The sequence below is a fragment of the Micromonospora sp. DT81.3 genome (assembly GCF_049847225.1).
Lineage (GTDB): Bacteria > Actinomycetota > Actinomycetes > Actinomycetales > Microbacteriaceae > Microbacterium.
Window position 1 is genome coordinate 205,275 of record NZ_JBNCNY010000003.1, and the last position, 19,121, is coordinate 224,395.

20 protein-coding genes, 1 tRNA gene and 1 other RNA gene are annotated in these 19,121 nt (G+C 68.4%); 11 read left to right on the plus strand and 11 right to left on the minus strand.

Features of this window, described 5'->3' with window-relative positions; genetic code table 11:
- Window positions 1–2 precede the first annotated feature (2 nt).
- A complete protein-coding gene (locus tag ACPW96_RS08730; RefSeq protein WP_425882754.1) occupies window positions 3–317 on the plus strand; it encodes a hypothetical protein in 315 nt (104 codons plus the stop codon).
- Window positions 314–1,201: a hypothetical protein gene (locus ACPW96_RS08735; protein ID WP_425882755.1), complete on the plus strand. Its 888-nt coding sequence runs from the start codon at window positions 314–316 to the stop codon at window positions 1,199–1,201. The genes ACPW96_RS08730 and ACPW96_RS08735 overlap by 4 nt, the downstream gene beginning before the upstream one ends.
- A gap of 49 nt (window positions 1,202–1,250) precedes the next feature.
- Here the strand turns inward: ACPW96_RS08735 and ACPW96_RS08740 are convergent, their stop codons facing one another.
- A complete protein-coding gene (locus ACPW96_RS08740) occupies window positions 1,251–1,799 on the minus strand; it encodes a ribonuclease H family protein (RefSeq protein ID WP_425882756.1) in 549 nt (182 codons plus the stop codon).
- A gap of 108 nt (window positions 1,800–1,907) precedes the next feature.
- Window positions 1,908–1,980 (minus strand) — tRNA-Lys (locus ACPW96_RS08745).
- 94 nt (window positions 1,981–2,074) lie between these two features.
- Between ACPW96_RS08745 and ACPW96_RS08750 the strand changes: the two genes are divergently transcribed.
- A complete protein-coding gene (locus tag ACPW96_RS08750; RefSeq protein WP_425820282.1) occupies window positions 2,075–2,899 on the plus strand; it encodes an inositol monophosphatase family protein in 825 nt (274 codons plus the stop codon).
- A gap of 97 nt (window positions 2,900–2,996) precedes the next feature.
- Window positions 2,997–3,569, plus strand: a complete 573-nt coding sequence (locus tag ACPW96_RS08755) for a hypothetical protein (protein WP_425820281.1) — start codon at window positions 2,997–2,999, stop codon at window positions 3,567–3,569.
- 16 nt (window positions 3,570–3,585) lie between these two features.
- On the opposite strand, the gene ACPW96_RS08760 is transcribed toward ACPW96_RS08755, so the two are convergent.
- From ACPW96_RS08760 to ACPW96_RS08775, 4 genes are read right to left on the minus strand one after another with little or no spacing between them, the layout of a single operon-like run.
- On the minus strand, window positions 3,586–4,374 hold the full coding sequence (locus ACPW96_RS08760; protein WP_425882757.1) for an anti-sigma factor: 789 nt from the start codon (window positions 4,372–4,374) through the stop codon (window positions 3,586–3,588).
- On the minus strand, window positions 4,361–4,918 hold the full coding sequence (locus ACPW96_RS08765) for an RNA polymerase sigma factor (RefSeq protein WP_425882758.1): 558 nt from the start codon (window positions 4,916–4,918) through the stop codon (window positions 4,361–4,363). Before ACPW96_RS08765 ends, ACPW96_RS08760 begins: the two co-directional genes overlap by 14 nt.
- Before the next feature lie 31 nt (window positions 4,919–4,949).
- Window positions 4,950–5,585 (minus strand): class F sortase, encoded by a 636-nt coding sequence (locus tag ACPW96_RS08770; protein ID WP_425882759.1) that lies wholly within the window; start codon window positions 5,583–5,585, stop codon window positions 4,950–4,952.
- A gap of 51 nt (window positions 5,586–5,636) precedes the next feature.
- Window positions 5,637–6,467 (minus strand): DUF4397 domain-containing protein, encoded by an 831-nt coding sequence (locus ACPW96_RS08775; RefSeq protein WP_425882760.1) that lies wholly within the window; start codon window positions 6,465–6,467, stop codon window positions 5,637–5,639.
- Between the two features lie 207 nt (window positions 6,468–6,674).
- Between ACPW96_RS08775 and ACPW96_RS08780 the strand changes: the two genes are divergently transcribed.
- Window positions 6,675–6,800, plus strand: a complete 126-nt coding sequence (locus ACPW96_RS08780) for a hypothetical protein (RefSeq protein WP_425820276.1) — start codon at window positions 6,675–6,677, stop codon at window positions 6,798–6,800.
- 299 nt (window positions 6,801–7,099) lie between these two features.
- On the plus strand, window positions 7,100–8,005 hold the full coding sequence (locus ACPW96_RS08785; protein WP_425882761.1) for a trypsin-like serine protease: 906 nt from the start codon (window positions 7,100–7,102) through the stop codon (window positions 8,003–8,005).
- A gap of 107 nt (window positions 8,006–8,112) precedes the next feature.
- Here the strand turns inward: ACPW96_RS08785 and ACPW96_RS08790 are convergent, their stop codons facing one another.
- On the minus strand, window positions 8,113–9,630 hold the full coding sequence (locus ACPW96_RS08790) for a hypothetical protein (RefSeq protein ID WP_425882762.1): 1,518 nt from the start codon (window positions 9,628–9,630) through the stop codon (window positions 8,113–8,115).
- Window positions 9,631–9,839: 209 nt separating this feature from the next.
- On the opposite strand from ACPW96_RS08790, the gene ACPW96_RS08795 reads away from it, so the two are divergent.
- Window positions 9,840–10,976 carry an L-dopachrome tautomerase-related protein gene (locus ACPW96_RS08795; protein ID WP_425882763.1) on the plus strand — a complete coding sequence of 379 codons (1,137 nt, stop codon included), beginning with the start codon at window positions 9,840–9,842 and terminating at the stop codon, window positions 10,974–10,976.
- A 45-nt stretch (window positions 10,977–11,021) separates the two neighbouring features.
- Here ACPW96_RS08795 and ACPW96_RS08800 read toward each other — a convergent pair whose 3' ends face one another.
- Complete coding sequence (locus ACPW96_RS08800) at window positions 11,022–12,524, minus strand: SPFH domain-containing protein (protein WP_425882764.1); 1,503 nt, start codon at window positions 12,522–12,524, stop codon at window positions 11,022–11,024.
- Between the two features lie 195 nt (window positions 12,525–12,719).
- On the opposite strand from ACPW96_RS08800, the gene ACPW96_RS08805 reads away from it, so the two are divergent.
- Together ACPW96_RS08805 and ACPW96_RS08810 are read left to right on the plus strand one after the other, a co-directional pair.
- Window positions 12,720–13,658 carry an SDR family oxidoreductase gene (locus tag ACPW96_RS08805; RefSeq protein ID WP_425882765.1) on the plus strand — a complete coding sequence of 313 codons (939 nt, stop codon included), beginning with the start codon at window positions 12,720–12,722 and terminating at the stop codon, window positions 13,656–13,658.
- A gap of 99 nt (window positions 13,659–13,757) precedes the next feature.
- Window positions 13,758–14,603 (plus strand): helix-turn-helix transcriptional regulator, encoded by an 846-nt coding sequence (locus ACPW96_RS08810; protein ID WP_425882766.1) that lies wholly within the window; start codon window positions 13,758–13,760, stop codon window positions 14,601–14,603.
- Between the two features lie 27 nt (window positions 14,604–14,630).
- Here ACPW96_RS08810 and ACPW96_RS08815 read toward each other — a convergent pair whose 3' ends face one another.
- On the minus strand, window positions 14,631–15,611 hold the full coding sequence (locus tag ACPW96_RS08815) for a zinc-binding dehydrogenase (protein WP_425882767.1): 981 nt from the start codon (window positions 15,609–15,611) through the stop codon (window positions 14,631–14,633).
- A 358-nt stretch (window positions 15,612–15,969) separates the two neighbouring features.
- Here ACPW96_RS08815 and ACPW96_RS08820 point away from each other — a divergent pair, with 358 nt between their 5' ends.
- A complete protein-coding gene (locus tag ACPW96_RS08820) occupies window positions 15,970–17,310 on the plus strand; it encodes a flavin monoamine oxidase family protein (RefSeq protein ID WP_425882768.1) in 1,341 nt (446 codons plus the stop codon).
- A gap of 26 nt (window positions 17,311–17,336) precedes the next feature.
- On the opposite strand, the gene ACPW96_RS08825 is transcribed toward ACPW96_RS08820, so the two are convergent.
- Together ACPW96_RS08825 and ssrA are read right to left on the minus strand one after the other, a co-directional pair.
- Window positions 17,337–17,786 (minus strand): hypothetical protein, encoded by a 450-nt coding sequence (locus ACPW96_RS08825; protein ID WP_425882769.1) that lies wholly within the window; start codon window positions 17,784–17,786, stop codon window positions 17,337–17,339.
- A 99-nt stretch (window positions 17,787–17,885) separates the two neighbouring features.
- Window positions 17,886–18,254: a transfer-messenger RNA gene (gene ssrA / locus ACPW96_RS08830) on the minus strand.
- Window positions 18,255–18,391: 137 nt separating this feature from the next.
- Here ssrA and ACPW96_RS08835 point away from each other — a divergent pair.
- Window positions 18,392–19,060: an SIMPL domain-containing protein gene (locus ACPW96_RS08835; protein ID WP_425882770.1), complete on the plus strand. Its 669-nt coding sequence runs from the start codon at window positions 18,392–18,394 to the stop codon at window positions 19,058–19,060.
- The last annotated feature ends 61 nt before the right edge of the window (window positions 19,061–19,121 follow it).

Consider the following 19,121-nt stretch of genomic DNA (forward strand, 5'->3'; position numbering starts at 1 on the left):
ACGTGCCCGTGCTCGTTCTCACCTGCCAGAAAGGACGGCCCCCCGTCGGCTTCGAATCGAAACTCGCGAGCTTCTACGGGTCGATCATCCCGGCGATCTGGAGCTTCCAGCTCGCGCTGCGCTCGCGCGGGCTCGGCTCGACCTTCACCACGGCGCATCTACGGCACGAGCGCGAGGTCGCCGAGGTCGTCGGCATCCCCTTCGACGATGTCGCGCAGATCGCCCTGATCCCGGTCGCGCACCTGCGGGGAGATCCGGCAAGCTCTTCGCCGCGCAGTGCCGCGGAGGTCACGCACTGGAATCGGTGGGGGGCATGATCCGGCGTATCGCGCGATTCACCGCGACGCGGTTCAAAGCCCAGTACCTGCTCTACGGAGTGCTGTGGACGCTGACCGTCGAGGCATCCGCGGCCACGATCGCTCCTCCCCCGCCCGACACCGACTGGCGGCCGACGTGGCAGACCGCCGCACGAGTGGGAATCGTGCTGCTGGTCCTCCTGTATCTGAGGATCATCGACGACCAGAAGGATCTTACCTACGACCGCACGCACCACCTCGACCGGCCGCTCGTGACAGGTGCGGTGACGGCGCGCGACCTGCGGGCGGCGATGGCGGTGATCGCCGCTGTCAGCGTCGCCGGGGCGGTGGCACTCGCCCCGTGGACGGCCCTCCTGCTTCTCGCGACCCTCGCCTACGGCCTGGTTCTCTGGGCGATCGAGGTGCGATCGGAGCGGATACGGACGCGCGTCCTGGCGAACCTCGTCGTGACGTATCCCATCCAGATCGTGCTCACGGGGTGGCTGCTCACGTCGGCCGTCGCGACAGGTCAGGTCGCTCCGGATCCCGTGGTCGTCTGGACGCTCGTCATCTTCGCCGGGACCTTCCTCCAGTTCGAGTTCGCACGTAAGACCGCCCGCACCGGGACTCCGGGCGAACACCTCTATTCCGACGCCCTCGGGGTCACGGGCTCCACCTTCGTGGTGGGAGCACTCGCCACCACTGCGGTCGCGGCCTATGTCGCTCTGGTGCAGCCGTGGCTTCTCGCACCCCTCGCCTGGCTGCCCGCTGTTCCACTGGTCATCGTCATCGTCGCGATCGTGCGATTCCTGACGTCCAGCAAGGACAGGTTCCCCGCAGCGCTCTCGGCGCTTTTCGTCCTCACGTTCTACGTCGCGATCCTCGTCGTGGCGCTGGCGATGTAGGGAACGGCGCTGGAGACCCGCAGCATGGCGCCCACCGAGAGCACCCGGGCTACGCCTTGCGGCGCCTGGGCCGGTCCTCGCCCGCCTTGGGCGCGTCGACCGACACGTCGAGAAGCGCCTGCCCGCGATCCGTCGACCAGATCGCCTCGAGGCCCCGATCCCCGTGCTGGGAGGCGCGCACCGCGCGCTCGTCCGCCCAGCCGTTGAGCCGATGCCCCGCGTGCCCACGGACGTGCTCGAATGTCACATCGGGCAGCCCCGCGGCGCGACGGGCGTCGCGCGCCACGATGAGCGCCTCGAGGATGTCCGCGTTCTTCGTCGGCTCCTTGGTGCTGGTCTTCCACCCCCGGCGCTTGTGGGCGTCCATCCACGACGTGTAGGTGTTGATCGCGTACATCGAATCCGCCTGGATCAGCAGGTCTTCGACATGGCCGTGGTCGCGGATCGCGTGGAGCACCGCCAGCAGCTCGCCGATGTTGTTGGTCCCCGCGGCGAGCGACCCGGCAGCCCAGCGCCCGTCCTCCCCCACCCACGCCCACCCCGCGGGACCGGGATTGCGCATGCAGGCGCCATCCGTGGCGACGGTGTACCGATTCATGCGCGATCCCCCGGCATCCGAAGAGCGAACCAACAACTGAAACAGGCCACCTGAGCCGACAGCGAAGGCCCCGACTTCTGCGTTTCGCTGAAGCCGGAGCCCTGTCTGTGCACCCCCAGGGACTTGAACCCTGAACCCACTGATTAAGAGTCAGTTGCTCTGCCGATTGAGCTAGAGGTGCGTGCGCCCGCGCCGAGGCGAACGAGGGTCAACATTACCATCACGGTTACGTCCGCCGCCAATCGGGGTGCCTTCGCCCCGGTATCCTGGAAGACGTGCCCTCCCCTTCCCGCCCGCCCGCTTCCGGCGCGCCCGCGAATGGGGAGTTCGGAGCCGACCTGGCCCTCGCTCTCCGGCTCGCCGACGCGGCCGACGAGCAGTCGCTCCCCCGCTTCGCGGCATCCGACCTCCGCGTCTCGCTGAAGGCCGACGCCTCGCACGTCACGGATGCCGACCTCGCAGTGGAGCGCGTGATCCGCGACGCGCTGGCGACGGAACGACCGGATGACGGCATCTTCGGCGAGGAGTTCGGAGCCCAGGGCGACAGCGCGCGCCAGTGGATCATCGACCCGATCGACGGCACGGCAAACTTCCTTCGAGGGGTCCCGGTCTGGGGCACGATGATCGCGCTGGCCGTCGAGGGCGTCCCGCGCGTCGGGGTGGTCAGCGCCCCGGCCCTGGGACGCCGCTGGTGGGCCGCGGCCGGCTCCGGGGCCTGGACCGCGACCGAGACCGAGCCGCAGCGCCTGACCGTCTCATCCGTCGACACGCTCGAGAACGCGAGTGTCAGCTTCCAGAGCATCGCCCAGTGGGACGCCGCCGGCCGGCTGGATGCGCTCATCGCCCTTTCTCGCGGAGTCTGGCGAGATCGCGGCTACGGCGATGTGTGGGCGTACATGCTGCTCGCCGAGGGCCGCATCGACATGGTGGCCGAGTTCGACGTCAAGGAGTACGACATCGCGGCCGCCGTTCCGATCATCACGGAGGCCGGCGGCCGGCTGACCTCGTTCGATGGCGCCGAGACGATCTCGGCCCGGTCGACACTGGCGACCAACGGCGTGCTGCACGACGCCTTCCTCGACTTCTTCCACGCCTCCTGAGCCCGTCACCCGACGCGGTGAACCACGCCCGCCTCTCCTTCCGCCTTCCTCGCCTCACCTTCCCCTTCCCCGACGCACTGCCCCCGGAGTACCGACGATGACACCCCTTCACCGCCTCGGCGCCGCCTTCGCGATCGCCGCCGCGATGACCGTGGTTACGGCGTGCGGCACGCCCGCCCCCGCGCCCTCGGCCCTGCCGACGATCGCGCCGTCCGGCGCCAACACCCCTCCGCCCGCCTCGGAAGTGGACGAGACACCGGTCGCCGGTGCCGAGCCGACCTGCGAGACGATCATCCCCGCGGCCACCGTGGAGGACTTCGAGAGCCTCGCCTGGTCGGCCGAGCAGGAGGAGTTCCGCGTCGGTGCCACGGTCATCGAGGACGGCATCCAGTGCGTGTGGGCAGACTTCTCCGGCCCGGCGACCGACCACGTGCAGATCTTCGGATGGGCCCCGATCGAGGCCGATGCGGCCGCGGACGCCCAGGAGTCGCTGCTCACCGAAGGCTGGCTGCGCGAGGAGTCCGACGAGGGCGTCTACATCACCGAGAACCCCGAGACGACGATCACGACCGACGCCGACGGCTACGGCATGACGTACCTGTTCGGCGACGGCTGGGTGAAACTGGCCGACACCAAGCAGGGACTGCTGCTGATCACCTGGGCCGGCTGACCCGCACGCGGACGGCTCAGACGAAGGAGAGTTCGCCGCGCACGATGGAGTCCCCCGAGTGCTGGGGGTCGCCGTCGATCGGCTCCTGCGAGACGTCCACGAGCACGTAGTCGCGCAGGTCCACGCCCGACGGAATCGGGAACGTCCCCTCCGTGCCGTCGAGCACGCCGAGGCTGATGAGCGCGGTGGCGTCGCTGTTGATCAGCCAGACCTCCCGGTACGTGTCCGGCGTGGCCGCTGAATCGACGGTCACCCGCACGAGCAGCTCGCCGTCGCGTTCCTCCTCGACGACCGCCGCGCCGACGGCGTCGGGGTGGTCCGGGAACGGATTCAACTCGGCCTGGGCGATCTCCGTGGAGGCGTTGCGCTGCAACAGCGCCCAGCTGCCGACACCGACGCCCGCCACCACGACAAGGGCGGCAGCGAGTGCCCAGACGAGCCGCGAGCGACGTCGCGGCTTGGCGTGCCGCGCGGGAGCCGGAACGGCCGCCACGTCGGCGGTGGGGGCGGATGCCGTGGCCGGCGCGGGGGCGCGCTCGGGCTCGTGCTGCTCGTCTACGCGGTCGGCGACCAGGACGTGCGCGCCGAGACCGAGCTCCTCCGAGATCCGCGACCAGACGACATCGGGAGGCGTTTCGAGCTCGCCCGCGTCGATGGCCGACCGACCGACGATCGCGGTATGGCGGAACAGGGCCAATTCGTCGGCGCACACGGCGCACTCCGCGAGGTGATCGGCTTCCGCATCGGAAGCCACTGGTTCGCCCATGGCAAGCAGAGCGAGCTGCTCCGGCTCAAGGTGAGACATGTGTGACCCCCAATCGGGTGCGCATTCGGGTGAGACTTCGGCGGATGTGGCTCTTGACCGTACCCAGTGGCATGTCCAGTCGCCTGGCTATCTCCTGATGCGTGAGATCGTCGAAGAAGGCCAGACGCATGACCTGCTGGGCGTCCGGTTCGAGCCGTTCTATCTCCTGGGCGACGAGCAGGGTCTCGCCCAGGTCGACCCCGGGCGCCTGCACCAGGTCATCCGGCCGTGTGACCCGCTGCAGCTGCTGCTGCAGCGCGCGGATTCGGGCGCGGGCCTCGTGCGTGTCGGCGATGCGGCGCTTCGCGATCGCGACCAGCCAGGTGGAAAGGCGCGCCCGTGTCGGATCGAACGATGCCCGCGACGTCCAGGCCGACACGAAGGTCTTCTGCGTGACATCCTCCGCGTCGCCGCGGTCGCCCAGGGAACGCAGCGCCAGGGTGAAGACGACGGGTGACCACCTCCGGTAGACCTGCTCGAGGGCACGTTCGTCGCCCGCGATGAAGCGGGCATCCCATGCCGCTTCGTTCTCGGCGTCGTTCACTGCACTCCTCGGCTGTGTCATGGGGCGTCCATCAGGCCAGGGGCTGGGCCACCACGACGACATTGTCGGCGTAACGTCCGGTCGAGCTGTCGAACGCTCCCCCGCACGTGATCAGCACCAGTGCCCTCGTGCCGGACCGCGCGAAGATCTCCTCCACCGGAAGCTCCTGCTTGGGATAGTACGTCACGCTGGCCACCGAGTAGCGGGCTTCCGTCCCATCCGCTGCCGCGACGACCACTTCGTTGCCCTGTGTCAGATCCCGCAGGCGGGCGAACGGCCCGATCGGATACTGCGGGGCGTCGATGTGCGCGGAGATGACGGTGTTGCCGTCGGCGCTCCACGGATCGGGGCCGAACTCGTACCATCCCGCTGTGGCGGGATCCACGGGCAACTCCATGAAGCCACCGGGTTCGACCCCGACCGGGATCACCTGCATGTCGACCTCGATCTGCGCGATCCGCACCCGCACGGGAGGCACGGGCGCCCGAGCCGCCTGCGGCGTGGTGGCGACGATGGGGACATCGACAGTCGGCGTCGCCGCCGGCGCCGGAGACGCCGTCGGGGGCGGCGAAGAGGAGGCGGCACCCGCCCCGCTGGGGGACGGGGCGGGCGCGCAGGCGGCGAGAGCGAGCACCAGCACCATGGGTGCGATGAGGCGTGTCTTCACGAAGGGTGTCTCCACGTCTTGGTGGTTCTCTCTCACGGCCTTGGGGGCGGGTCAGTTGTCGGTCTTCACGGCACGCGAGCGGCGCACCATGAAGGCGACGACGGATGCCGCGGCTGCGGCGAAGGCGAAGCCGATGATGCCGAACGCCTCGTTCATCGCGTCGCGCTCGGCGGCGTAGCCGGCGGTGCCGGAGGGAACGCCACCGGGGGTGGAGTGTCCGACCGTCACCGACTGGACGGCCAGGGCGAGATTCGCGTCCTCGGCACTGCCCCACGCGTAGACGATCGTGAGCTTGCCGTCCTCGATGGGGACATCCGCCGGTCCGATGACCGGCTGGGTGGTGCCGGCAAGCGCGACGGCGGCCGAGACGGTGCCGACCGGAAGGTTCAGCGTCGCCTCATCCGGGTTGACCAGGCTCGACACGACGGGTGCTCCCCCTGCAAGGATGTCGACGGCCGGTGCGGCGGCGACGTGGCGGACCGTCAGCCGGCCTTCGCCCGCCTTCGTGGTCGCGGTGTCGTTCGTGAAGAGGTTCAGGGCGGGCTCGCCGGCCTCGGTGAGGTTCGCCGTGGCCGTGTAGCTCTTGTTCGCCTCGAGGGGAACGGTCGCCGTCAGCACCGGAGCGCTGTCATCCGCTGCGTCCGAGGCGGTCACGTTGATCACATACTCACCGGCCGGCAGGTCGAGCGGTCCGGCAAGGTCGCCGGGCTCGAAGTCGTCCAGCGTCAATGCGCCGTTGACGTACACGTCCACGGTCAGGCCGGGGATCGCGTGAAGAACGGAAAGGTCCGCGGTGGTTGCTGAGATCGCCTGTGCGGGGGCTGCGAAGCCCGCCGCCAGGACGAAACCGGCCACTGCGCCGGCTGCGATTGTCTTACGCACGTTGTCCTCCTTGGGGTGGGCGGGGGGTTCCGCCCTTCAAGGAGTTCTTCCGCGCACGCGACGGCTTTGGATGCACCGGCCAAAAAAAGACTGCGTGAACGTTGTGTTTCGCATCTTCTCCAGCCTCGGCGGCTCCGGGTATCGTCGTACGCAGAGGTCGCGCCCTGATGCGGGGAGCGACCTTTCTGCATGGAGAGGGGGACCGAAGTGAAGGAATGCACCACCTGCGGCCGCGAGTACCCCTCCACGCTGGAGGCGGCACTCTGCGGGGACGTGGACGGCATGGAGTTCGAGGACCGGAGCAACGGCAGCATCTATCGATCGATCGACTGACAACCGAACAGAGACGTCTTCTTCCGGCCCCGGGGGGTCGGGAGAAGACGTCTCTCCGGAGGATCAGCCGATCTCGAGCCCCTCGAACTGAAGGCTGCACCCACGAGCAGCTGCACTCCTGCGCGGAACCGCTGCAGCGCGCCCCCGACGGCCACTCCGGGGCACTCCGGCACTTCGACTGAGGAGTCGGCGCCGCGTCTTCACTACACCCTGCGTCCAGATTCGCAAGCGCTTGTGGGATTTTCCCGCGATGAACTACAACGGTCGCATCCATTACCACCAACCCTAAGGAGCATCACATGCTTGCAAGGTTCGGTCGCTGGGTGCTGGCACCACTGGCACTGGCGATGACAGCGACGGCCCTCGTGGCGACCCCAGCGGGGGCGATCACAGGCCCGAACATCACCGAGGACTTCGAACACGAGTACGTCGGACTCGTCGCCTTCTACGACGAGGACGGAGTCTTCCTGCACCGGTGCTCGGGGACGCTGCTGTCTCCGGAGGTGTTCCTCACCGCCGGGCACTGCGTTGCCGGCGACGATGAAGGCAACGTCGCCGCATCCGCACGAATCTGGTTCGAACAGGACGCCGGCGCCGACTACGACCCCGCAACGGGCACTCCGGCGACCTCCGGCTACCCGGTCAGCGGCGGAGTGACGTCCACCATGCTGTACAACTACGGATTCACCGACCTCTCGACGATCCCGGAGACCCAGGATGTCGGACTCATCGTGCTGGAGGACGGGGCCCTCGAGGCGGTCTATCCCGAGATCGACACCTTTGGGACGCTCGCACCGGTGGGCGCCGCCGACGAGCTCGGCACCGGCGTTGACGCTGTCGTCACGGTCTCCGGCTACGGCGTGACGCGCACCAACGGCAAGACCGGCCAGAACACCGTCTCGTATCGGGAGCGCCTGATGGGCGAGACGTTCATCATCAGCACGCGCAATCCCGACACCGCGGGTTACAACCTGCAGCTCGCGTCGAACTTCGGCAACGGGCGCGTCGGCACCTGCTTCGGCGACTCGGGTGGTCCGGTCTTCGCCGGAGACACCGACACGGTCCTCGGCGTCAACTCGTGGGTGAAGAACTGGAGCTGCGGGGGCCAGGGCTTCCCGTACCGCGTCGACACCGTAGAGGTGCAGACCTGGACGGAGTCCGTGCTCGCTCCCTTGGGGCTGTGGGACGACGTCGCACCCGAATAGGAACATGCGTCCACAGCGGAGGTCGTCGGTGACGGCATTCGGCACAGCGGATTGAGAAGAAGAACGGGTCGCCACGGGATGGCGGCCCGTTCTCCTCATCCGCCCGGTCAACCGGGAGCGGGATCCCCCTCGAGCCGACGGACCAGCTCGTGCAGGTCGTCGAACCCGTCGATCATCGCCAGCAGCGCGTCCCGCTGCCCGGCGACCGCACCACGGAGTCGCTCGCTGCCCCACGCCTCCAGAGCATCCGCGAGTCTCGTCACCAGGTCACGACGGCTGACGCCGTCGATCTCGAACGGGATCCGGTGCTCGGGGCTGCGGGCGTTCTCGGCGATGTGGGCGAGCCAGGCAGGACCTTTGCCTTTGTGCCAGGCGACGGTGACCGGTCGATGATAGTTGACCAGACCGACCGCCTCCTCGCGATGCCGCTCGAAAGCGGCATAGAGGGGCGCGCTCCCCGGGTTGCCCTGGGCACGCTGCCGAAGCTGCATGCTGGCATCCTGCTCGCCCGTTGAGGCCCCGGCGCGCGCCGAGCCGGCCTGTCCCGCAGGCTTCACCGGCGGGTTGGCCATGCTGACCGGCGTGATCTTGAGCCTGTCCATCACCGGGTGGATGTGCGACGCGAACCCCTTGTGGGCTTCCGATCCCTTGCCCCGCCCGAAGACCAGTCCGACGAGCCGGTTCTGGGCGTTGATCAACGCCGAGCCGGAGTCGCCCTCGGCGACGAACTGGTTCCGTCCGTCGCAGTCGGGGGCGGTGGGATCGATCTCGATGACGCGCTGCGCGGTCGAGAGCACCGCCGCGATGTCGACCACCTTGCCGACCGTCTTGCCCGTCTTGCGCCCGACCTTGAAGACCGCGTAGTCCCCCTCCGCATCCAGATTCGCCTGAGCGACGCGCGCGACATCCTCGATCCTGCTGCTGCCGCCGATGTCCAACTGTCTGATCTCGTTCTTGTACGACACCCCGCAGTTCGAGTTGCACCAGCTCGAGACCGAGATCTTCAACAGCGCAGTGGATGCGTCGACGTAGTAGTCCTGGGCCGTCTCCCCGGGGTAGGCGAATGAGTGGCTGCCCTCGATTCCCGCATCGTGGATGTCGGCGATCGCCCTTCTCGAGTCGGGACCGAGGTCGAGGACGACGGCGCCATCCTGCTTGATGTACTTCGGCTGATAGATCGCATTGCCGACCGCCGCGCCGTTGGCCATCAGGACGTGGCGGTTCGAGACGAGCACCACGTTCTTCGGACCCTCCACCCCGTTGAGCGTGGCGAAGAACCCGAGGGTGCCGGAGCCGTATCTGTCGTCAGCGCTGACATCGAAGTTCGTGATGCTGATGCCGCCGAGAAGCGGGTGATGCTGCGCCATGTCCTCGCAGTGCACGGGCTCGAATTCGCGGACCACCAGCACGTCGACGGGGATTCCCTCGAACTCGCGCGGCAGCACCTCGTCCGCCGGCACGTCGCCCAGCGGCTTCTTCTCGCGGACGTAGACCCGGAACGCCCGTTCCTCGGTGGTGAGCCCGCCCACCTCCTTCAATCCGAAACCGACGCCCATCACGCCGGGAATGCGGCCGAGTTTCGCCTCGGCGCGGGAATGCAGCTGTGCCAGCCGTTTCTGTTCCATGCTCATCGCTCCTCAGCCGGGATCAGGCGATCCACCAGGAGGCTCGGTTCGAGGGTAGACCCGGGGCGCGGCGTGGGCTACGGGTCGCGTGAACTCCTCGGGCCGGTCGCACAGGACTGCGGGCGCGCACCGCGGATGCCGCTGCCGTCAACCCCCTCGCTTCGCCGTCGTGCAAGAGCTTGGCTTCGGGCGATCGACAGGAGGCTCCCATGAGCAACGCATTTCTTGGTGACGGCACGAGCCGGCCGACCGTGCCCACGGATACCGCGCGCGGTTCCCTGGAGGTGGTGCACACCTTCGACGACGGCCCGATGCCCACGGGCGTCAGCGTCTCCCATACCGGCCGCATCTTCGTGAACTTTCCCAAGTGGGGCGACGAGGTGCCGGCGACGGTCGTCGAGCTCGTCGACGGTCGACCGGTGCCCTATCCGAGCGTTCAGTACAACCAGCCGGGGTCGGATGCCGACCCGGACGCGCTCGTTTCTGTGCAGAGCATCGTCGTGGATCCGCTCGATCGGCTGTGGATCCTGGACACGGGAAGCCCCATGTTCCAACCGACGCAGCGGGGTGGTCCGAAGCTCGTCTGCGTCGATCTCACGACGGACACCCTGACGCAGACGATCCTCTTCGAGCAGGACGTCGCGCTGCCCACGACGTATCTCAACGACGTCCGATTCGACCTGCGCCAGGGCGGCGGCGGAATCGCCTACATCACCGACTCCTCGGACAGCGGCCCCAACGGCATCATCGTCGTGGACCTTGCGACCGGTGAGGCCTGGCGGCGGCTGCACGATCACCCCAGCACAAAGGCGCTGCCATTTGCGGAGATGGCGCCGATGGCAGAGGGCCGGGTCTTCGCCGAGCGCTCCCCCGGCGAGCCGCCGCAGCCCGTGAAGATGGGATCCGACGGCATTGCGATATCGCACGACGGTGAGCGCCTCTGGTACTGCCCGCTGATCTCCCGGCGCTGGTACAGCGTGGCGACCTCGGCGCTGCGGGACCGGGAAATGTCGGATGAGGATGTCGCGGCCACCGTCGCCGACGAGGGCGACAAGGGCGGCGCGGCCGACGGCCTCGAGAGCGACGATCAGGGCCGCATCTACTCAACGAACTGGGAGCACAATGCGGTGCTGCGGCGCCTGCCGAGCGGCGAACTGCAGACGCTCGTGCACGACGAGCGTCTGCTCTGGCCCGACACGATGTCTGTTGCCACCGACGGGTACCTCTACGTCACCGCCAACCAGCTGCACCGTCAGGACAAGTATCAGGATGGCGAGGATCTGCGGGTGTACCCATACCACCTGTTCCGGTTCCCCATCGATGCCGGGCCCGTTCTGCTGCGTTGAGGCCGGCCCTTCACGCGGACCACCACCGCCGTCGTCGGGTGCGGGTCAGGCTTTGGCGACCTCCGCGTGACCGTTCGCGCCCGCTGCCTGCGCACCGTCCGCGATACCGCGACCGAGGGCCTGCCCCTGGATGACGGCACCGAGGTCGAGTCCCGTGGCGGCCTTCACGCTCTCGAAGGTCGCGGTGAGGCTCGCCGACTGCTCACGGGCGAGGTGGGTGCCCGCGCTGTCGCCGCCGATGAGGGTGATGTTGCCGACCTTGTCGTAGCCCTTGGCGAACTCCGCCATCAGCTGCGGCAGCTGGCCGATGACCTCCCTGGCCAGGATCGCGTCCTGGTTCTCGCGGAGCGCGGCCGCTTCAGCGGCGACGGCTTCGGCCGTGGCGTTACCGCGGAGGCGGATGGATTCGGCTTCGGCCTCCGCCTTCACACGGACCGCGGCAGCCTCGGCTTCCGCCTGCATCCGCACCGCCGCCGCCTCGGCCGAAGCGGAGGCCTCGCGGGCCTCGGCCTGTGCCTTCACCGCGTACGCCTCCGCGTCGGACTTCGTCTGGGCCACCTTGCGGTCGGCCTCGGCGTTCTTCTCGCGCTTGTAGGCCTCGGCATCCGCGGCGATCTGCTGCCGGTACGCCTCGGCATCGGCCGACGTCTGCTGCTTGTACTTGTCGGCGTCGGCGACCTTCTTCACCTCGGCATCCAGTCGTGCCTGCGTGTTGTTCGCCTCCTGCAGAAGCACACCCTGCTCGGCCTCGGCGCGGGCGAGGTTCTCGGCCTGCTCGGCCTGCGCGTTGGCTCGCCCGACCTCGGACTTCGCGGCCGCGCTGTTCTTGTCGAGCGCGGTCTGCTCGATCAGGTTCGCCTCGTCGGCGGCCAGCTGGCGCTTCTTCACCTCGCGCGTCGCGTCGATCTCCGCGACATCCGCCTCGCGCTTGACGCGCTGGACCTCCTTCGCGCCGAGCGCGGAGATGTAGTTGTTCTTATCGGTGATGCCCTGGATGGCGAACGAGTCCAGCACGAGGCCCTGTGACAGCAGGTCGCCGGAGATGCCCTCGGCGATCTCGTCACTGAGCTTCTGGCGGTCCTGCATGACCTGCTCGACAGTGAGCTTGGCGACGACGCCGCGCAGCGCGCCCTCGAGCTGCTCGGTCGTGAAGATGACGATGGCCTCGTCCTGAGACGCGAAGCGCTCGGCCGCACGGCGAACCTGGTCGGGCGTGGAGCCGATCTTCACCAGGGCGACCCCGGTCAGGTCGATCGTCACGCCGTTGATGGTCTGCGCGGTCGGCTCGAACTTGATCTGCCGCGACCGAAGCGACACCTTGTCGGAGCGCTGGGTCAGCTTGTTGACGAACGCGCCGCGACCGCTGATGACGGTCATCTTGTTGGCTTCGCCCTCGGTGCTGTCGCGGGCCTTCTTTCCGACGATGACGATGGCCTCGTCGGCCTTCGGCACCTGGTACCAGGCTCGGAACAGAAGGAATCCGAGCAGCGCGATGAAGAGGATGACTCCGACAGCGACTGCGATGCCGATGAGTCCGAACAGATCCATGTGCGAGGGTCTCCAGATCCGGCCCGCTGGGGGGGATGCGGGCCCTGCATCGAATCTAGGGGGTGGCGCGCGTGCCGTCTGACGTTATCCACACCCAGACACGGATCGGCGATCCCTGGGTAACCGGGCCCTGAATCTCCCCCGGGTGAACGATCGACCATAGAGGCAATCCCACCTGACCAGGAGCTGCCCCTCATGCCGAAGACCCTCGACATTCCCGTCCCCGACCTCACCGGAAGGCTCGCGCTCGTGACCGGCGCAAGCGACGGCGTCGGATTCGAGATCGCCGCCCGGCTCGCCCGTGCCGGCGCCGACATCCTCATGCCGGTCCGGAATCCCGAGAAGGGTGAGGCGGCGGCCGCCCGCATCCGGGAGCGGACGCCCGGCGCCGGCATCCGCATCCGCCCACTCGATCTGTCGTCGCTCGAGTCGGTCGCATCGCTCGCCGACCAGCTCCTCGCGGAGGGACGAGCAATCGACATCCAGATCAATAACGCCGGAGTCATGACCCCGCCGACGCGCAGGTCGACCGACGACGGGTTCGAGCTGCAGTTCGCGACCAATCACCTCGGTCACTTCGCGCTCGTCGCCCGCCTGCTGCCGCTGCTGACCGCGGGCAACGCACGCGTGACGAGCCAGGTCAGCCTCGCGGCCGACCAGGGTGCGATCAACTGGGACGACCTCAGCTGGGAACGCGGTTACGACCCTATGAAGGCGTACAGCTCCTCCAAGATCGCTTTCGGCCTGTTCGCGATGGAGCTGCAACGGCGGTCGGATGCCGCGGGCTGGGGCATCCGGAGTAATCTCTCGCACCCGGGCATCACCCCGACCAATCTGCTCGCCGCCCAGCCCGGGATGGGCCGCGCGCAGGACACGGGAGCCGTCAAGGTCATCCGCGCGATGTCACGGCTCGGCATCCTCGTCGGCACTCCGGCGTCGGCCGCGCTGTCGGCCGTGTATGCCGCGGCGAGCCCGGATGCCGCCGGTGGGCGCCTCTACGGTCCCAAGGGGTTCCAGCACCTGAGTGGCCTGCCGGCCGAGCAGCGCGTGTATTCGCGACTGCAGGATGACGCGGGCGCGCGCCGCATCTGGGATCTGTCGGAGCGCCTCGTCGGCGTGAAGGTCGCGGGTTGAGCGCGTCGCGGCGTGCACAGGTAGGAGCTTGCCGAAGGCGGCGCAGCCAGGGACCATCGATCCCTTGTTCCCGACTCATCGATCTCGGAGACTCACCTCATGGACAAAGCACAGCTGGCAGACTTCCTGCGTCGTCGCCGCGAGGCGCTGCAGCCGGAGGATGTCGGCCTGCGGCGCGGCTCCCGCCGACGCACTTCCGGCCTTCGCCGCGAGGAGGTCGCCGCGCTCTGCGACATGTCGGTCGACTACTACAGCCGGCTGGAGCAGAGCCGCGGTCCGCAGCCGTCGGAGCAGATGCTCGCCGCCATGGCCCGCGGACTGCGGCTCACGCTGGATGAGCGGGACCACCTGTTCCGGCTCGCTGGGCACACCGCGCCGGTGCGGGCGTTGCGCAGCGACCACATCTCCCCCGGGATCATGCGCGTGCTCGATCGCCTCGCGGACACGCCCGCGCAGGTGATGACGGAGCTCGGTGAGACCCTCGCTCAGACACCAGCCGCGCGAGCACTCTTCGGGGACGAGACGCGCTACGAGGGGCTCATGCGCAGCGTCGGCTTCCGGTGGTTCATGGACCTGTCGGTGCGCGACGTATACCCCGCAGAGGACCACCCGATGCACTCGCGGGCGTTCACCGCCGACATCCGTACGGTCTATGCGAAGCACGGTGAGCACTCGCGCGCCAGCGCGATGGTTCGGGCGCTGCTCGCGGAGAGTCCCGAGTTCGCGGCGCTGTGGGAAACCCACGACGTGCGCAGCAACCACCCGCGAGAGAAGCGCGTGCAGCATCCAGAGGTCGGGGTGATGGAGCTGCAGTGCCAGTTCCTGGTCGACCCGGAGCAGGGCCAGACCCTGCTCGTTCTCACAGCGACGCCGGGAACGGAGAGCTACGACCTGCTACGCCTCCTCTCGGTGCTCGGCACACAGGAGCTCGCCGCGCGCCGTTGAAGCGGCATGACGACGCGATTCTCGTCGTCAGGACGAGAATCGCAGCAGGATCTTCCCCGCCCGCCCCGGCACGGCGCTCGCGGCAGCGGCGGCCCGAGCCTCCTCGAAGGGGTACACCGCCTCCACCGGCAGAGCGATCTCGCCGGACCCGACGCGCTGAAGCAGCTCAGAGAACAGGACTTCCCGCGTGGCGGCATCCATCGTCCTGCCGATGGTGCTGGCCCAGAACCCCTTCACGGTGAGTTGCCTGAAGATGAGGTCGCCCGCGGACAGCTGCAGCGTCTCCGATCCCATCGCGCCGAACGACACCAGCGTGCCGCCCTCGCCGAGGAGGGACAGCAGGTCTCCGGCCGCCGTGCCGCCGATGGAGTCCACCGCCGCGCGCGGTTGCGCTCCGTCGAGGATCTCCGCGACGCGATCGCGCCAGTCGGCGCTCTCGGTGGAGACGACGTCGCCGATGCCGAGAGCCGCCAGCTCGTCGACGGCGGCGTCCCGCCGCACCAGGCCGAGCACACGGATCCCGCGGGATCGAGCGAACTGCGCGACCAGCTTGCCGACGAGCCCATTCGCTGTGTTCTGCGCGATCCACTCGCCGGGCTTCATGTCGAGGGTGTGGAGCAGGGCGAGCGCGCTGTACGGCATCGAGAGCAGCTGTGCGGCGGTCTCGTCGGCCATCGAGTCCGGCACGGGCACGAGCCCTGCCGCGTGTGCCACGTAGTACTCGGCCCAGGCACCGAAGGTGCCGCCGGCGACCCGCTGGCCCACCCGCAGCTGCTCGACGCCCTCGCCCAACGCGTCGACGATGCCGACCGCATCGCTGCCCGATGCCGCCGGCAGCTCGGGCGTGAAGCCGTAGCTGCCGCGAATAGTCCAGAGGTCGTGGTTGTGGATGGGCGAGAGCAGCGTGCGCACCCGCACCTGGCCCGCACCGGGTTCGGGCAGTGGGCGATCGGCGACCTCGAGCACTTCAGTCGGGTCGCCGAATGTGAAGTGGATGAGTGCGCGCATGTGATGCTCCTTCTCGATAGAACCGCGGCCGACGACTCGAGCCTCGAAAAGGTTAGACCGCTTCGGCATCCAATCGCGTTCGAGGCCCGAGATTCAGAGTCCTGCCGTCGCAGGCGGGCGGACCACACCGGTCGCTGAGCGCCCTTCGTTTCGTCGCGGAGCCGGTCGCTGAGCGAGCGAGGCGAGACGAAGCGTCTTTGCTCAGGGACCGCTGCGCGAGACGAAGCGTCCTCGCTCAAGAACCGCTGCGCGAGACGAAACGCGGTGCACTCGCCGGGCGTCGGCTCGCAGAGTCGCGCTCCGGTCGCTAGCGTTCAGAGCACACGGTGCACCGTGTGCCAGAGCGGAAGGCTGGTCGATGGATCACTTCAACACGATCGTGGTCGGCGCGGGCGTGGCGGGCCTCACCGCCGCCCGCCTGCTCGCCAAGGCCGGCCGCCGCGTCGTCGTGCTCGAGGCGCGCGACCGCGCGGGCGGCCGCGTCTACACCGAGCGCACGGACGGGCTCGTGACCGACCTCGGCGCGTCCTGGATCCATGGCATCACCGACTCCCCCGTCGCCTCGGCCGCCGAGGCGTTCGGCATGCGCATGGTCGAGTTCACGGTCGGCGGCTACCAGCCCGACAGTCGCCCGATCGCCTACTACGGCCCGGACGGCAAGCGACTCTCGGATTCTGCCGCCCGGCGCTTCGCGGACGACATCCACACCCTCGACGCCACGCTCCTCGACGTCGTCGCCGAGTCGGCTCCGGATGCTTCCTACCGCGATGTCACAGAGGCGGCGCTCGCCGCCCAGGGCTGGGACGAGGAGCGCACCCAGCGCGTCCGCGAGTACTTGGAGCACCGGTCGGAGGAGCAGTACGGGGCCTGGATCGAGGACCTCGCAGCGCATGGCCTCGACGACGACTCCATCGAAGGTGACGAGGTCGTGTTCCCGGATGGCTACGACGTGCTTACCGCACAGCTCGCGGCTGGACTCGAGGTCCGCGTGCAGCACGTCGTGTCCCGCGTGCGCCGGGCCGCAGACGGTGTGACCGTGACAACGGATCGCGGCATCTTCACGGCGGACACCGCGGTGGTGACGGTGCCCGTCGGGGTGCTGCAGTCGGAGGACTTCGTGATCGAGCCGCCGCTTCCCGAGCCCAACGCCGGTGCCTTGAGTCGCCTGAGAATGAACGCCTTCGAGAAGGTCGTCCTACGATTCCCGACGAAGTTCTGGGATGACGGCGTCTATGCGATCCGCCAGCAGGGCTCCGAAGGCCGCTGGTGGCACTCCTGGTACGACCTCACTCCTCTGCACGGAACACCGACCCTGCTGACCTTCGCCGCGGGACCGGCCGCCGTGGAGACGCGGGACTGGAGCGAGGAGCGGCTGGTCGACTCCGTGCTCTCGCAGCTCCGGCGTCTCTTCGGCAGCGCCGTCGCAGAACCCACCCGCGTGCACGTCACCGACTGGCAGGGCGATCCCTTCGCGCGCGGCTCCTACGCGTACATGACGGTGGGCTCGACGACGATGGACCACGAGGCCCTGGCGGCGCCCGTCGGCGGCGTGCTTCACATCGCCGGCGAAGCGACGTGGACGGACGACCCCGCGACCGTCGCCGCCGCCATCGGTTCCGGCCATCGCGCGGCGTCGAGCATCCTCGGCCGGCCGATCACGATGGATGACCTGTGGGCGGATGGAACGCTCCCGGTGTGAGGGCATCGCTCACGGCATCCGGCAATTCAGTTCATGATCGCGCGACCCGTGGCATCCGTCCACAGTTCGAGCAGCTGAGACTCCGCATCACCCGGTACCGAGTTGCCGGACTGGAATTGGAACGCCCACGCAACCTGCGGCACGACCGCCTGTAGGAGATCAGCGGGAATGACGTCGGATTCATCGAGCAGCGTGTCGAATTCGACGAGTACGTAGCGGCGGGTCTTCCCCGGATCCGTGAAATGAGGGCCCTCGACCGGCTCGGTCAGCACGCGTCCGTGACCGATGAGCCCTCGGATCCGTCCCTGTCTGAGCAGCCACGCGTCCGTGCCGACAGTCACGGTGCGGCGGGCGCCGACAGACCAACGGCACACATACCGGAAGGCGGGATCTCGCATCGCCTCGGCAATGGCATCGTACGGTGTGTCCCATCCATCCCACTTGTCGCGGTTCCAGCAGATGATCAGAGCACTCATCCCGACAGCCTGACATCTGGCGCTGCCGGGGTGGATCGGAGGCACGACAAAGGCCCGACCCCAATGAGGGGCCGGGCCTTGTTCGCCGTGACGGCGGAGTGGTGGAGATGGGGGGAATCGAACCCCCGTCCAACGCTGTGTCTCTGCGCCTTCTACGGGCGTAGCCTGTGCTGACGTTCTGCTCGGCCCCGACCTTTGCCACAGGCATCCAGGTCGACAGGCCCAGTCTGGAAAAAGTCCCGAGAAGCGTCCAGACGCCGTTTCTCAGCAAGTCCCCTAGATGACGCCAGGGTCCGTAGCGGGAACACCTACGGTCTGACGGAGTTCAGGCTCGCCTAGGCGGCGAGGGCGAACTCAGTGCGCTTGGAATTGGCACTTATTGGTTTGCAGAGATCGTTTACGAGATAACCCTGCATCCTCGGCCCGCTTCTCGCAGGAGCTCAGGCGCTGTCGAAACCGATCATCCCCATGAGTTCCTCTGCTTGCAGAGGCCGCTGTCACGCGCTGTTGAATTGTCAGCTCGCACCTTTCGGTGTCAAGCATCACAGTCTACAACGGATGCCGCAGCCAGACCATTCCGCATCGCCGCGCGTAGAGTCCCTTCCATGAGTGAAGTAACCATCGCCGTTCGCGGCGAGCACGAGAACCGCATCCCCGCCGAGGTCGGCGTCGCACGCGTCTCCGTCCGCCTGGACGGCCCGAAGCGCGAGCAGGTCATGACCGACGCGTCCACCCTCTCGCTGCAGCTGCGTGAAGAGCTGCAGGCACTCGAAGCAAGCGGCGCGCTGATCCGATGGTCGAGCGATCGGGTCTCGATCTGGTCCGACCGCCCCTGGAGCCAGGACGGCAAGCGCCTCGCCCTCGTGCACCACGCAAGCGTCGGCGCGCGCGCCGAGTTCAGCGACTTCGCGGCCCTGTCCGAGTGGGTCACCAAGGTGTCGGAGCGCGAGGGCATCACCGTCGACGGCGTCACGTGGGAGCTCACGCCCGAGACCTCCAAGGCCACCGAACGGGATGTCGCGAGCCAGGCCGTGCAGGTCGCCGTCGACCGCGCCACCGCCTACGCCGCCGCCATCGGCCTCGGCAGCGTCACCGCCCTCGAGATCGCGGATGTGGGCCTGCTGAGCAAGGCGGGCCAGGAGTCGGCACCGGGCTCGCCCAAGATGATGCGGGCCATGATGGCATCCGACATGTCCGGAACGCCGGCGCTCGAGTTCGAGCCGCAGCCGATCGTCGTGAGCGCCGCCGTCGAGGCGCGTTTCACGGCCAGCTGACGCGGATGCCGGCGACCGCGCCATCATCGGAGGCACACACGGCACGCCCGGGCATCGGTGA